Genomic DNA, 14,033 nt, shown 5'->3' on the forward strand with positions numbered 1-14,033 from the left:
GTACCGCACTTTACGGAAAATTCCGTATCACCGCATCTTTTTGTGACCTCTACTACACTATTTCCTACAGGAAAGTGACATTGCCCAGAGAAATAAGGACAAACAAATGCCGCGATTTTCGTTAAACGTGCTGACAATTAACACCCATAAAGGGTTTACTGCGTTCAATCGCCGCTTTATTTTGCCCGAATTACGCGAAGCGGTGCGCAGCGTCAGCGCCGACATTGTTTGCCTGCAGGAGGTAATGGGGGCGCACGAAATTCATCCGCTGCATATCGAAAACTGGCCGGATACCACCCACTATGAGTTTCTGGCCGATACCATGTGGAGCGATTATGCCTACGGCCGCAACGCCGTTTACCCGGAAGGGCATCACGGCAACGCGGTCCTCTCCCGCTTCCCCATCGAACATTATCAAAATCTCGATGTTTCGGTCGGCAACAGCGAAAAGCGCGGCCTGCTCTACTGCCGCATCGTCCCGCCGGAAAGCGGCATCGCTATCCATTTATTCTGCGTGCACCTGGGACTGCGCGCTCATCAACGTCAGGCCCAGCTGACGATGCTGGCAGACTGGGTGAACGGTTTACCCGCGGGCGAACCGGTGGTGGTAGCCGGTGATTTTAACGACTGGCGGCAGCAGGCGAACCGCCAGCTTAAAGCCCAGGCCGGGCTGGAGGAGATTTTTACCCGCGCCAGAGGGCGCCCGGCGCGCACTTTCCCGGTCAGCTTTCCGCTGCTGCGACTTGACCGCATCTACGTAAAAAACGCCCACGCCAGCCAGCCCAGAGCGCTGGCGTTAAAACAGTGGCGTCATCTGTCCGATCATGCACCGCTTAGCGTGGAGATACATCTGTGAAATGCAGCTGGCAGGAAGGAAACCGCATTCGGCTATTAGAAAATGGCGATAACTATTATCCGGCCCTGTTTGCCGCCATCGGCCGCGCGCAGCAGCGGGTGATCCTTGAGTCTTTTATCTGGTTTGAAGATGACGTCGGCAAACAGCTCCATGCCGTTCTGTTAAAAGCGGCCCAGCGCGGCGTGCGCGTCGAGGTCTTACTGGACGGCTACGGCTCGCCGGATTTAAGCGAAAGCTTTGTGGGCGAGCTGACGTCGGCTGGCGTGATTTTTCGCTATTACGATCCGCGCCCGCGCCTGCTCGGCATGCGCACTAATTTATTTCGCCGTATGCATCGCAAAATCGTGGTGATCGACGACGTTACCGCCTTTGTCGGCGGCATTAACTACTCCGCCGAGCACATGACCGATTACGGTCCGGAGGCCAAACAGGATTACGCCGTACAGGTCGAAGGGCCGGTGGTGCTCGATATTCTGCAATTTGAACTCGAAAACCTCCCCACCAGCGAAGCGACCCGACGCTGGTGGCAGCGGCGTCGGCATAAGCCTGAAATCAACCGCAACCCCGGCGAAGCGCAGGCGCTGTTTATCTGGCGGGATAATCAGGATCATCGCGATGATATTGAGCGTCACTATCTGAAGATGCTGACCAGCGCCCGCCGGGAAGTGATTATCGCTAACGCCTACTTTTTCCCCGGCTATCGGCTGCTGCACGCTATGCGCAACGCTGCCCGCCGCGGCGTGCGCGTTAAGCTCATCGTTCAGGGTGAGCCGGATATTCCGATTGTCAAATTCGGCGCGCGCCTGCTCTACCACTATCTGGTAAAAGGCGGCGTGCAGATTTTCGAATATCGCCGCCGTCCGCTGCACGGCAAAGTGGCGCTGGCGGACGATCACTGGGCCACTGTGGGCTCCAGCAACCTCGACCCCCTGAGCCTGTCGCTGAATCTGGAAGCCAACCTGGTGATTCACGACCGCGAGTTTAACCAGACGCTGCGCGATAATCTCAATGGCTTAATCCTTAACGACTGCCGCGAGGTCGATAAGCGCATTTTGTCGAAACGAACCTGGTGGCGGCTCGGCATTAGCGTGCTGGCGTTCCACTTCCTGCGCCACTTCCCTGCCTGGGTCGGATGGCTACCGGCCCATACGCCGCTGCTGTCGCGGGTTCAGCCCCCGGTACAGCCAGAAATAGAAACCCAGGACCGCGTGGACCCGGAAAACCAGGAGGTGAAATCCTGATGGCGAAATCTCACCCTCGCTGGCGGATGGCGAAAAAAATCCTGACGGTGCTCTTTTTTATCGCCGTCGTCGTTCTGCTGGTGGTCTATGCGCAAAAAATCGACTGGCAGGACGTGTGGAAGGTCATTCGCGATTACAACCGTACGGCGCTGCTCAGCGCCATCGGGTTGGTTATCGCCAGCTACCTGATCTATGGCTGCTACGACCTGCTGGGGCGCGCTTACTGCGGCCACAAGCTGGCTAAACGCCAGGTGATGCTGGTGTCGTTTATCTGCTACGCCTTTAACCTGACGCTCAGCACCTGGGTGGGTGGGATTGGTATGCGCTATCGGCTCTACTCGCGCCTCGGCCTGAGCGGCGCAACCATTACCCGTATCTTCTCCCTGAGCATTACCACCAACTGGCTGGGCTATATTCTGCTCGGCGGCATTATTTTTAGCTCCGGCATGGTGAAGGTGCCCGAGCGCTGGTATATCAGCCAGTCGTCGCTGCAAATTCTGGGCGTCGTTTTACTGCTGATTTCCGCGTTTTACCTGTGGGCCTGCGCCTTTGCTAAAAAGCGCCATCTGACGATAAAAGGCCAGCGGCTGGTTCTGCCGTCCTGGCGCTTCGCGTTATTGCAGATGGCGGTTTCCAGCCTGAACTGGATGGCGATGGGGGCGATTATCTGGCTGCTGCTGGGCCCGCAGGTGGACTATTTTCTCGTGCTCGGCGTGCTGCTGGTCAGCAGCATTGCGGGGGTTATCGTGCATATTCCGGCAGGCATTGGCGTGCTTGAGGCGGTATTTATCGCCATGCTTTCCGGGGAAGAGATTTCGCGCGGCGCGATTATTGCCGCCCTGCTTGCCTATCGCGCCCTGTACTACTTCCTGCCGCTGCTGCTGGCGACCATCGGCTACCTGATTCTGGAGAGCCGGGCGAAGCATCTGCGGGAGAAAAACCAGCGCAAGCTGGCGGGCGAGTAGTCAAAAAAGCCCCGGTCGCGGATGCTGACCGGGGCTACAGGTTCATCGTTTTCTGCGGTCTGGTAGCCCGGATAAGGCGCATCGCGCCGCCATCCGGGAACGAGTTAACGACGGTTGCCGAAAATGCGCAGCAGCATCAGGAACAGGTTGATAAAGTCCAGATACAGCGTCAGCGCCCCAAGAATCGAGTATTTGCGCAGCGTTGACGCATCGCGAACGTCAATCTGCTCGCCGATGTTTTTCAGCTTCTGGGTGTCATAGGCGGTCAGGCCGACGAAGACGATCACCCCGATGTAGGTCACCGCCCACATCAGCGCTTCGCTCTTCAGCCAGAAGTTAACCAGCGACGCCAGCAGGATACCGATAAGCGCCATAAACAGCATATTGCCGAAGCCGCTCAGGTCGCGTTTAGTGGTATAGCCGTAAAGGCTCATCACGCCAAACATCCCGCCTGCCACCACGAAGGTACTGGCGATCGATGAGTAGGTATAGACGAGGAATATACTGGATAAGGTGAGCCCGGTTAGCGCCGAATAGAGCATAAACAGAGTGGTCGCCATTCCCGCGCTCAGCCGCTGCACCATGCCGGAGAGCACAAATACCAGCCCCAGCTGGGCGATGATCAGGCCGAAAAAGGTTATTTTGCTGGAGAAGACAAACATCATCACCGCAGGGGTGTTGGCCGCAAACCACGCGATAAACGCCGTGAGCAGCAGCCCGACCGTCATCCAGCCGTACACCTGCGCCATATAAGTTTGAAGTCCGCTGCGACCCTGTACGATCGACCCGGAACGAGGATATCTATCCATGACTGTCTCCTGATTAACGAAATTTATCTTCTAAGCGTACCACACTACCAGCGTTCTGCCGCTTCACGGTCGCTATCTCGCGCATCGACCCAGCGCTCGCCTTCCGGCGTCGCCTCCCGCTTCCAGAACGGCGCGCGGGTCTTCAGGTAATCCATAATAAACTCCCCCGCCGCAAACGCGCTACCGCGGTGGGCGCTGGTGACGCCGACAAAGACAATCTCCTCCCCGGGCCACATCTCGCCGATACGGTGAATCACCGTCACCCGGCCCAGCGGCCAGCGCTCGCGCGCCTGTTCCACAATCTCCGCCAGCGACTTTTCCGTCATCCCCGGATAGTGTTCGAGGGTCAGCGCTTTGACGCTGTCGCCAAGGTTGTGGTTGCGGACCTTGCCGGTAAACGTCACTACCGCGCCGTCTTCATCGCGCTCGGCCAGCCAGGGGTATTCGTCGCCGACCTTAAAGCGGTCATGGCTGACGATAATACGCGTCTGCGTCATGTTATCCCCCGGTAACCGGCGGGAAAAACGCCACTTCATCACCGGCCGCCAGCGGGTGATCAAACGTCGTCAGCGTCTGGTTTACCGCCGCCAGCAGCTTGCCCTCCTCCAGCGCCAGCGCCCAGCGGTCGCCGCGGGCGATCAGCTGCTGGCGAACGGCTTCAACCGTGGTCAGGCCTTGCGGATCGAGCGTCAGGGAGTCGGTGCCGAGCAGTTCGCGCACCTGGGCAAAAAAAAGAACCTTAATCATGGCTATCTTCCACTCTGAAATCGCCGGACTTGCCGCCGCTTTTCGCCAGCAGGCGCACCGGACCTATCACCATATCTTTCTGCACCGCTTTGCACATATCGTAAATCGTCAGCGCGGCGACGGAAGCGGCGGTCAGGGCTTCCATCTCAACGCCGGTTTTCCCGGTCAGACGGCACAGGGATTCGATACGCACCCGGTTATGCTCGGGCTGCGCCTGCAGATTGACTTCGACTTTGCTCAGCATCAGCGGATGGCAAAGCGGAATCAGCTCCCAGGTGCGTTTTGCCGCCTGGATCCCGGCAATGCGCGCGGTGGCAAAGACATCGCCTTTGTGATGGCTACCGTCGATAATCATCGCCAGCGTCGTGGCCTGCATTTCAACATAGGCCTCGGCGCGCGCTTCGCGAACCGTCTCCGCTTTCCCTGAGACATCGACCATGTGCGCTTCGCCGGCGGCGTTAATATGGGTCAGCTGCGTCATAAATTACTTCTTAAGATGAGAGATAAAGTTGCACGGGCGCGTGCGCGCATCGAGCTGCGGCGCAATAATATTGTCCCATGCGGTACGACAGGCTTTGGTTGAGCCGGGCATCGCAAAAATCAGCGTGCGGTTCGCCACCCCGGCAACGGCGCGGGACTGCAGGGTCGAGGTACCGATCTCTTCGAAGGAGAGCATGCGGAACACCTCGCCGAAACCTTCCACTTCGCGGTCAAACAGCGGCAGCAGCGCTTCCGGCGCCTGGTCGCCGTCGGTAAAACCGGTGCCGCCGGTAATCAGCACCACCTGCACCTCATCGCCGGCAATCCACGCCGACACCTGAGCGCGAATGGCGTAGCGGTTCTCTTTCACAATCGCCTTATCGACGATGACGTGCCCCGCCTCCTCAGCCGCGTCGCGCAGCCAGTGTCCGGAGGTGTCGTCTTCTTCGCCACGTCGGCTGGAGACGGTGAGAATAGCAATACGGGTCGGGATAAACTCAGCGCTGGCCTGGCTCATCTGATCGCTCCTTAAAATGAATTATCCGCCAATATAGGACAGGTTCTGGGTAATACCGGTGTTGCCCTGATGCAGGAAGTGGGTCTGTTTTTTGTGCGTTAACGCCTCGGATATGCGCGCCTCCAGCTCCGGCTGCTGCTGCTCATCGGCGAGCAGATCGCGCAGATCGACGCCGCCTTCGCCGAACAGGCACAGGTGCAATTTACCCACGGAAGAGACGCGCAGACGGTTACAGGTAGCGCAGAAGTCTTTTTCATAAGGCATAATCAGACCGATTTCCCCGGCATAATCCGGATGGCAAAACACCTGCGCCGGGCCGTCGCTACGCTGGCGGATCTGATGGATCCAGCCGCGACGCAGCAGCTCATCGCGCAGCACCATGCCCGAGATATGATGGCGGCGGAACAGATCGCTGCCTTCGCCGGTTTCCATCAATTCAATAAAACGCAGCTGAATGCGGCGCGGCTGGATCCACGCCAGAAAAGTGTCGAGCTGGTGATGGTTAACGTCGCGCATCAACACGGTATTGACCTTCACTTTTTCGAAGCCAGCGGCAAATGCGGCATCGATGCCGTCCATCACCTGATGAAACTTGTCCTGGCCGGTGATGGCGTGAAACTGACGCGCATCGAGGCTGTCCACGCTGACGTTAATCGCCGTCAGCCCGGCATCGCGCCAGCTTTCAACATCGCGCGCCAGCCGGTAGCCGTTGGTGGTGACCGCAATCTGGCGAATAGAAGGGTTTTCCCGCACCGCGGCGATGATGTCGGTAAAATCGCGACGCAGCGAGGGTTCGCCGCCGGTCAGGCGCACCTTTTCCGTCCCCAGGGCGGAGAACGCGCGCGTCACGCGGCGAACTTCATCAACGCTGAGAAAGCCTTTATTGGTGACGGCGCCGGGCTTATAGCCATCGGGGAGACAGTAGGTGCAACGAAAGTTGCATACGTCGGTAATTGATAAACGCAGATAGTAAAACTTCCGCGCAAATGCATCGGTAAGCTGTGAAGCCATAGACACCTTTCCAAATACGGGAGACGCGGTCATTTCTTTTCGCGCCCTGGTGGCAACCGAGGTTGTCACGGCCAAAGCACCATATCTTTCGACACAGGCACAGAGGCTAGAGTGTTAGTGGGTTACGCCGAATAGTAGCGCTTTAATAACGGTTATGCCATTTCCAGTTTCGTTATATAATCATATATATATCGATACGATCGCGTATTTTCGCTACAGAATAGCTAAAAACCACGCTTTTGCATTGATGTCGGTCAGTTTGTCAGATTCAGCCCATCGTCTTTTAGGGGTAGATCGGTTACTGTGAGCCCGATAAATGGTTATAAGGGATTTTTATGCGCAATCGCACTTTCGCCGATCTGGATCGCGTGGTGGCACTCGGCGGCGGGCACGGGCTGGGCCGGGTAATGTCATCCCTCTCTTCGCTCGGTTCACGCCTCACCGGCATCGTCACCACGACCGATAACGGCGGCTCTACGGGGCGCATTCGTCGCGCGGAAGGCGGCATCGCCTGGGGCGATATGCGCAACTGTATTAATCAGCTCATCGCCGAACCCAGCGTGGCCTCGGCGATGTTTGAGTACCGTTTTAGCGGCAACGGTGAGCTTTCCGGGCATAACCTCGGCAATTTGATGCTTAAGGCGCTGGATCACCTGAGCGTGCGCCCGCTTGAAGCGATCAATTTGATCAGGAATCTTCTTAAGGTCGACGCGTTTCTGATCCCGATGTCGGAACAACCGGTCGATCTTATGGCCATCGACCATGAAGGGCACGAAGTTTACGGTGAAGTGAATATCGATCAGCTTGCCAGCGTGCCGCGCGAGCTTATGCTCTCCCCGCCGGTGCCCACCACCCGTGAAGCGATAGAAGCCATCGCCGAAGCCGATTTAATCCTGATTGGCCCCGGCAGCTTCTATACCAGCCTGATGCCGATTCTGCTGCTTGATGAGATGGCGAAGGCGCTGCGCCGCACGCCCGCGCCAATGGTGTTTATCGATAACCTTGGCAAAGAGCATAGCCCGGCAGCCAGCCTGACGCTGGCGGACAGGGTCGCCATTATGGAGCAGCAGATTGGTAAACGGGTGATTGACGCGCTGGTTGTCGGCCCGAAAGCCGATATCGCAGGGATTAAGGATCGGGTCGTCATTCAGACGCCGCTGGACGCCAGCGATGTGCCCTATCGTCACGATCGCCAGCTGTTGCGCCGCGCGCTGGATAAAGCGATTCAGGCCTTAGGCTAATCCTCAACGCGGCCTTATCCTCGCGACAAAAACAGGCAGGCTTAAAATCTTAAGGTTGTCTTAAAAAAAAACGGGCAGCATAGCGAACATCTCTTTATATGGACTTCGCTATGTCGTTATTTTCTTTACGTCGGCCAATGCTTAACCGTACGGTCTATTTGATTCTGTTCGCCTGCTATATTGGCCTGGCGCTGAACATCGCTTTCTATCGCCAGGCGTTTACCCTGCTGCCGGTCAACGGCCTGCATAACTGGCTGGTGTTCCTCAGTATGCCGATAGTGGCTATCAGCGTGATGAATATCATCACCACGCTAGCGTCATTTCTTAAGCTTGACCGCCTCGTTATCAGCCTGTTTATTCTGCTTAGCGCCTCGGCCCAGTATTTTATCTGGACCTTTGGCGTGGTTATCGATCGGGCGATGATCACCAATATTCTCGATACCACTCCCGCCGAAAGCTTTGCGCTACTCTCCGGAAAAATGGTCCTGATCCTGGGACTCTCCGGCATTCTGGCGGTGGTCGTGGCCTGGTGGGTTAAAATCCGCAAACCGGCAACCCTGTGGCGCAGCGTGGCGGTAAGGCTGTTGAGCATCGTGGTTTCAGCGCTGCTGATTATTCTGGTCGCGGCATTTTTCTATAAAGATTACGCCTCGCTGTTTCGCAATAACAAAGAGCTGGTTAAGTCCCTGAGCCCGTCAAACAGCATTGTGGCCGTGAACTCCTGGTACGCGCATAACAGGATGGATAATCTTCCGCTGGTCAAAATTGGCGAAGACGCGGTTCAGAAGCCGGAGATGCGCAGCGGACCGCGGAAAAACCTGACTATCGTGGTGTTAGGCGAAACCTCAAGGGCGGCAAACTTTTCCCTGAACGGCTACGCCCGCGAGACCAACCCGCGCCTGAAACAGGATAATGTTATCTATTTCCCCGACACCACGTCCTGCGGCACCGCGACCGCGGTTTCTGTACCGTGCATGTTCTCTAATATGCCGCGCGCCCACTATGATGAAGAGCTGGCGCACCATCAGGAAGGCGTGCTGGATATCCTGCAGCGCGCGGGAATTCAGGTTCAGTGGAATGATAACGACGGCGGCTGTAAAGGAGCCTGCGACCGGGTACCGCACCAGAACGTCACCGATCTGAAGCTTAGCGGCCAGTGCATCGACGGCGAGTGCTACGATGAGGTGCTGTTCCATAACCTGGAGAACTATATCGATAATCTGCAGCAGGACGGGATTATCGTTCTGCACACTATCGGCAGCCACGGCCCAACCTACTACAATCGTTATCCGGCGCAGTTTAAACAGTTTACGCCCACCTGCGACACCAACGAGATTCAGAGCTGCACCCAGCAGCAGCTCACCAATACCTACGATAATACGATTTTGTATGTCGATTATGTGGTCGACAAAGCGATAAAATTACTGCAGTCAAAGCAGGATAAATTTACCACCAGCCTGGTGTATCTCTCGGATCACGGCGAGTCGCTTGGCGAGGATGGGGTGTATTTACACGGGCTACCGTGGTCCATCGCCCCGGAGACGCAAAAACACGTCCCGATGCTGCTGTGGCTGTCAGCGGATTATCAACAGCGCTATGGCGTGTCCAGCCAGTGTTTGCAGCAAAAAGCGAAAACGCAAGCGTATTCGCAGGATAATCTTTTCTCCACCCTGCTCGGTCTGCTCGGGGTCAGCACCCGCGAGTACCAGGCAACAGACGATATTTTAACGCCATGTAGAGAGGCAGGCCGATGAAAATTTTAGTCATTGAAGACGATGCGCTCCTGTTACAAGGGTTAATCCTGGCGATGCAAAGCGAGGGCTACGTTTGCGACGGCGTATCAACCGCCCACGAAGCCGCCCTCTCTCTGGCCAGCAACCACTACAGCCTGGTGGTTCTCGACCTCGGCCTGCCGGATGAAGACGGTCTGCACTTCCTGGCGCGCATGCGACGGGAGAAGTTCAGCCAGCCGGTACTGATCCTCACCGCCCGCGATACCGTGGATGACCGCATCAGCGGCCTGGATACCGGCGCGGATGACTACCTGGTTAAGCCGTTTGCGCTGGAAGAGCTGAACGCGCGCATTCGCGCCCTGCTGCGTCGTCACAATAATCAGGGCGATAACGAACTGTCCGTCGGCAATCTGCGCCTGAACGTCACCCGGCGGCTGGTCTGGCTCGGCGAGCAGTCCCTGGATTTAACGCCCAAAGAGTACGCTCTGCTTTCACGCCTGATGATGAAAGCGGGCAGCCCGGTGCATCGCGAAATTCTCTACAACGACATTTACAGCTGGGACAACGAACCGGCCACCAACACGCTGGAGGTGCATATCCATAATCTGCGCGATAAAGTCGGCAAATCACGCATCCGCACCGTCCGGGGCTTTGGCTATATGCTGGTTGATAACGCGGAGACCGAATAACGCTATGGCTTTTTTTGTCAGTGAAAACTGGACTATGCGTCATCGGCTGCTGCTGACAATTGGCGCTATTCTGGCCGTTTGTCAGCTCATCAGCGTGTTCTGGCTGTGGCATGAAAGTCAGGAGCAGATTCAGCTGCTGGTCGCCAGCGCCATTGAAGGGCATAACAATCAGAAGCATATAGAGCATGAGGTTCGCGAAGCGGTAGCCAGCCTGCTGATCCCAAGCCTGCTGATTATCGGCCTGGCGCTGTATATCTCCCTGCTGGCGGTGAAAAAAATCACAAAGCCGCTTTCCAGACTGCAGCTCGAGCTGGAAAGCCGCACCCCGGACAACCTGCAGCCTATCACGCTGAAGGAATCGGTTCCTGAAGTCACCGCGGTGACCACCGCGATTAATCAGCTGGTGTCCCGCCTGAATTTAACCCTCGATCGCGAGCGTCTGTTTACCGCCGACGTCGCCCATGAGCTGCGCACGCCGCTGGCCGGGCTGCGTCTGCACCTGGAGCTTCTGGCGAAAGTGCATGGCGTTAGCGTGGACCCGCTAATTCAGCGTCTCGATCAAATGACCAATAGCATTACCCAGCTGCTTCAGCTGGCGCGCGTTGGCCAGTCATTCTCCGCCGGAAGCTATCAGCAGGTTGCGCTGAAAGAGGATGTAATCGAACCGCTGCAGAGCGAGCTTGAGACAATGCTGCAGCAGCGCCAGCAGACGCTGGCGATCAACGTTAAGGATGGAGAGGCAATCGTGTCGGGCGACGCCACGCTGGTGCAGGTTATTTTACGTAACCTGGTCGAAAACGCGCATCGTTATAGCCCGACGGGGTCGACGATTAAAGTGTCGATAGCGCCTGGCCCAACGCCCATTCTGGCCGTTGAGGATGAAGGACCGGGAATTGATGAGGCTAAAAGCGGTGAGCTAAGCAAAGCGTTCGTCCGCATGGACAGCCGCTATGGCGGTATTGGTCTCGGGTTAAGCATCGTCACCCGCATCGCCCAGCTGCACGACGCGCAGTTCTTTTTACATAACCGACAGCCCGGGCCCGGCGTTCGCGCCTGGGTACTCTTCCCTAAAGCTTCGCGTCAGAACGTCAGCACCCACTGATGGAAAAAGGCAACGACGATAACAAACGCGCAGGTGACTGCCAGGTATTCGCGGAAGGTTAATTTTTGCATGGCGCTATCCTCAGTAAAGTGAGGATAGTTTCGCCAAACAAGATTAAGCCAACATTAAGCATCACGGAAAATCGCGACAGAGGGGCAACAAATAACCAAAGCGTTTCGGCTCATGTGCCCGCTTTTCTGTCGGGTGGCGGCTGGCGCCTTACCCTACCTACGAAAAACACATCCCGTCCATCGCCCGAAGACCCGGTAAGGCCCGGGCGATATTTATCTGGCAACGCCGCTACGAAGCGGCGATAAACAGCTCGCGCAGCTGGTGAAGCTGGTCGCGAATTTGCGCCGCCTCTTCAAACTCCAGGTTCTGCGCGTGCTGCATCATCTGCCCTTCCAGTTCGTGAATCTTCTGCTGGAGCGCCTTCGGCGTTAGCGCGACGACATCCGCCTCAACCGGTGAGCGAGACTTGCCGCGCCCCTTGGTTTTGGTTTTCGCGATATTCTGACCGAGCGCCAGAATGTCGACCACTTTCTTATTCAGACCCTGCGGAACGATACCGTGCTCTTCGTTGTACGCCTGCTGCTTCTCGCGGCGGCGCTCGGTTTCCCCGATCGCTTTCGCCATCGATGGAGTGATTTTATCGCCGTAGAGAATCGCTTTGCCGTTGATATTTCGCGCCGCGCGGCCAATGGTCTGAATCAGCGAGCGTTCAGAGCGCAGGAAGCCTTCTTTATCGGCATCCAGGATCGCCACCAGCGAAACTTCCGGCATATCCAAACCTTCACGCAGCAGGTTGATCCCCACCAGCACGTCAAACTCGCCGAGGCGCAGGTCGCGGATAATCTCCATGCGCTCCACGGTGTCGATGTCCGAGTGCAGGTAGCGCACCCGCTCGCCGTGCTCTTCCAGATATTCGGTTAAATCTTCCGCCATGCGTTTGGTCAGCGTCGTGACCAGCACGCGCTCGTTGATCGCGGTGCGGATGCGAATCTCCGAGAGCAGATCGTCGACCTGGGTGCCTACCGGACGCACTTCGATGACCGGATCCAGCAACCCCGTAGGACGGACGACCTGGTCCACCACCTCGTCGCCGGATTTATCCAGCTCATAGGCTCCCGGCGTCGCCGAAACATAGATGGTTTGCGGCGCCAGGGCCTCAAACTCTTCAAACTTGAGCGGACGGTTATCGAGCGCAGACGGCAGGCGGAAACCGTACTCCACCAGCGTCTCTTTGCGCGCCCGGTCCCCGCGGTACATACCGCCGATCTGCGGGATCGTGACGTGGGACTCATCGATGACCAGCAGACCATCGGCCGGCAGGTAGTCAAACAGCGTCGGCGGCGGTTCGCCCGGCCCGCGGCCCGACAGATAGCGCGAGTAGTTTTCAATCCCCGAGCAGTAGCCCAGCTCGTTCATCATTTCGAGGTCGAACTGCGTACGCTGGCTCAGACGCTGCTCTTCCAGCAGCTTGTTGTTCTCCAGCAGTCCCTTACGCCGCTCCGACAGTTCAACTTTGATCTCTTCCATCGCCTGGACGATGCGCTCGCGCGGGGTGACGTAGTGGGTTTTGGGATAAACAGTGAAGCGCGGGATCGTCGACTCAATATGACCGGTCAGCGGATCGAACAGCGACAGGCGCTCAACTTCCTCATCGAACAGCTCAACGCGCAGCGCGATATCGTCAGACTCCGCCGGGAAGATATCAATCACCTCGCCGCGCACGCGGAAGGTACCGCGCTGGAAGGCCTGATCGTTGCGGGTATACTGCAGCTCGGCCAGGCGGCGCAAAATAGCGCGCTGGTCGATAATCATGCCGACCGTCAGATGCAGCATCATTTTCAGATACAGATCCGGATCGCCCAGACCGTAGATAGCGGAGACCGAGGCCACCACCACCACGTCGCGACGCTCCAGCAGCGCTTTGGTCGCCGACAGACGCATCTGTTCAATATGTTCGTTCACCGACGCATCTTTCTCGATGAAGGTGTCCGAGCTTGGCACGTAGGCTTCCGGCTGGTAGTAGTCGTAGTACGAGACGAAATACTCCACCGCGTTCTCCGGGAAGAACTCTTTCATTTCGCCGTATAGCTGCGCCGCCAGGGTTTTGTTTGGCGCCAGCACCATCGTCGGACGCTGCAGGTCAGCAATGACGTTGGCGATGGTAAACGTTTTACCTGAGCCGGTGACCCCGAGCAGGGTTTGATGCGCCAGGCCATCTTCCAGCCCCTCTTCCAGGCGACGAATGGCTTCCGGCTGATCGCCGGAGGGACGGAAAGCAGAATGCAGCTTGAACGGTTTACTCATCAATCAGAACCTGAAGAAGGGTTGAACGGCAGGTGTTTAATTCTACTCGCCGGCTCAGCTTTTGCCAATAAAAAATACTGGATATAAAAACAGTGCCGTATTATCGTAGTCGGACTAATTAGCGCTTTTTACCGCCAACATGGACGAATAAAAACCGCTTTACGGGATAATCGACCACGCCTCAGGGTTATCCCCAAAAAGTATGACCATTTAACATTTGTCAAGCGAGGGGATGAATGTTTTATGGCAGTCGGTGACACTTTTCTTACAGGCATTGATTTTATTTAAATAATTGATATTTAATAGAATTTAATAAAAGACGGGTT

General features: G+C 56.8%; 14 protein-coding genes and 1 riboswitch. Of the genes, 7 read left to right on the plus strand and 7 right to left on the minus strand.

Features of this window, described 5'->3' with window-relative positions; genetic code table 11:
* The first annotated feature begins 106 nt into the window (after positions 1-106).
* The 3 genes from JLG71_RS19325 to JLG71_RS19335 are packed head-to-tail and all read left to right on the plus strand — an operon-like array spanning position 107 to position 3,062.
* Positions 107-856 carry an endonuclease/exonuclease/phosphatase family protein gene (locus tag JLG71_RS19325; protein WP_014228498.1) on the plus strand — a complete coding sequence of 250 codons (750 nt, stop codon included), beginning with the start codon at positions 107-109 and terminating at the stop codon, positions 854-856.
* Entirely contained in the window at positions 853-2,097 is a 1,245-nt protein-coding gene (clsB, locus tag JLG71_RS19330) for a cardiolipin synthase ClsB (RefSeq protein WP_014837867.1), read from the plus strand. Before JLG71_RS19325 ends, clsB begins: the two co-directional genes overlap by 4 nt.
* Entirely contained in the window at positions 2,097-3,062 is a 966-nt protein-coding gene (locus tag JLG71_RS19335) for a lysylphosphatidylglycerol synthase transmembrane domain-containing protein (RefSeq protein ID WP_025108110.1), read from the plus strand. The genes clsB and JLG71_RS19335 overlap by 1 nt, the downstream gene beginning before the upstream one ends.
* A gap of 104 nt (positions 3,063-3,166) precedes the next feature.
* On the opposite strand, the gene JLG71_RS19340 is transcribed toward JLG71_RS19335, so the two are convergent.
* The 6 genes from JLG71_RS19340 to moaA form a co-directional block, all read right to left on the minus strand.
* Positions 3,167-3,871, minus strand: a complete 705-nt coding sequence (locus tag JLG71_RS19340; protein ID WP_025108111.1) for a Bax inhibitor-1/YccA family protein — start codon at positions 3,869-3,871, stop codon at positions 3,167-3,169.
* A gap of 44 nt (positions 3,872-3,915) precedes the next feature.
* Positions 3,916-4,368: a molybdopterin synthase catalytic subunit MoaE gene (gene moaE, locus JLG71_RS19345; protein ID WP_004849058.1), complete on the minus strand. Its 453-nt coding sequence runs from the start codon at positions 4,366-4,368 to the stop codon at positions 3,916-3,918.
* 1 nt (position 4,369) lies between these two features.
* The gene (moaD, locus tag JLG71_RS19350; RefSeq protein ID WP_004849056.1) at positions 4,370-4,618 is read right to left on the minus strand and encodes a molybdopterin synthase sulfur carrier subunit; all 249 of its coding nucleotides are present in this window, start codon (positions 4,616-4,618) and stop codon (positions 4,370-4,372) included.
* Positions 4,611-5,099 carry a cyclic pyranopterin monophosphate synthase MoaC gene (gene moaC, locus JLG71_RS19355; protein ID WP_014228494.1) on the minus strand — a complete coding sequence of 163 codons (489 nt, stop codon included), beginning with the start codon at positions 5,097-5,099 and terminating at the stop codon, positions 4,611-4,613. The genes moaD and moaC overlap by 8 nt, the downstream gene beginning before the upstream one ends.
* A 3-nt stretch (positions 5,100-5,102) precedes the next feature.
* Positions 5,103-5,615, minus strand: coding sequence for a molybdenum cofactor biosynthesis protein B (gene moaB / locus JLG71_RS19360; protein WP_009653795.1), 513 nt, complete (start codon positions 5,613-5,615; stop codon positions 5,103-5,105).
* Positions 5,616-5,636: 21 nt separating this feature from the next.
* Positions 5,637-6,626 carry a GTP 3',8-cyclase MoaA gene (gene moaA, locus JLG71_RS19365; protein ID WP_064377843.1) on the minus strand — a complete coding sequence of 330 codons (990 nt, stop codon included), beginning with the start codon at positions 6,624-6,626 and terminating at the stop codon, positions 5,637-5,639.
* Positions 6,614-6,752, minus strand: a riboswitch (molybdenum cofactor riboswitch). Its footprint overlaps the gene before it by 13 nt.
* A gap of 209 nt (positions 6,753-6,961) precedes the next feature.
* On the opposite strand from moaA, the gene yvcK reads away from it, so the two are divergent.
* The 4 genes from yvcK to pmrB all read left to right on the plus strand — a co-directional run bounded on the left by yvcK (position 6,962) and on the right by pmrB (position 11,391).
* The gene (gene yvcK / locus JLG71_RS19370; RefSeq protein WP_004849048.1) at positions 6,962-7,867 is read left to right on the plus strand and encodes a uridine diphosphate-N-acetylglucosamine-binding protein YvcK; all 906 of its coding nucleotides are present in this window, start codon (positions 6,962-6,964) and stop codon (positions 7,865-7,867) included.
* 110 nt (positions 7,868-7,977) lie between these two features.
* Positions 7,978-9,621 (plus strand): phosphoethanolamine transferase EptA, encoded by a 1,644-nt coding sequence (eptA, locus tag JLG71_RS19375; protein ID WP_025108112.1) that lies wholly within the window; start codon positions 7,978-7,980, stop codon positions 9,619-9,621.
* A complete protein-coding gene (pmrA, locus tag JLG71_RS19380; RefSeq protein WP_004849045.1) occupies positions 9,618-10,289 on the plus strand; it encodes a two-component system response regulator PmrA in 672 nt (223 codons plus the stop codon). The genes eptA and pmrA overlap by 4 nt, the downstream gene beginning before the upstream one ends.
* 4 nt (positions 10,290-10,293) lie before the next feature.
* Entirely contained in the window at positions 10,294-11,391 is a 1,098-nt protein-coding gene (pmrB, locus tag JLG71_RS19385; protein ID WP_014228490.1) for a two-component system sensor histidine kinase PmrB, read from the plus strand.
* A gap of 300 nt (positions 11,392-11,691) precedes the next feature.
* Here the strand turns inward: pmrB and uvrB are convergent, their stop codons facing one another.
* Positions 11,692-13,707 (minus strand): excinuclease ABC subunit UvrB, encoded by a 2,016-nt coding sequence (gene uvrB, locus JLG71_RS19390; RefSeq protein ID WP_004849041.1) that lies wholly within the window; start codon positions 13,705-13,707, stop codon positions 11,692-11,694.
* Positions 13,708-14,033: the final 326 nt, after the last annotated feature.

The organism is Klebsiella michiganensis (assembly GCF_015139575.1).
GTDB lineage: Bacteria > Pseudomonadota > Gammaproteobacteria > Enterobacterales > Enterobacteriaceae > Klebsiella > Klebsiella michiganensis.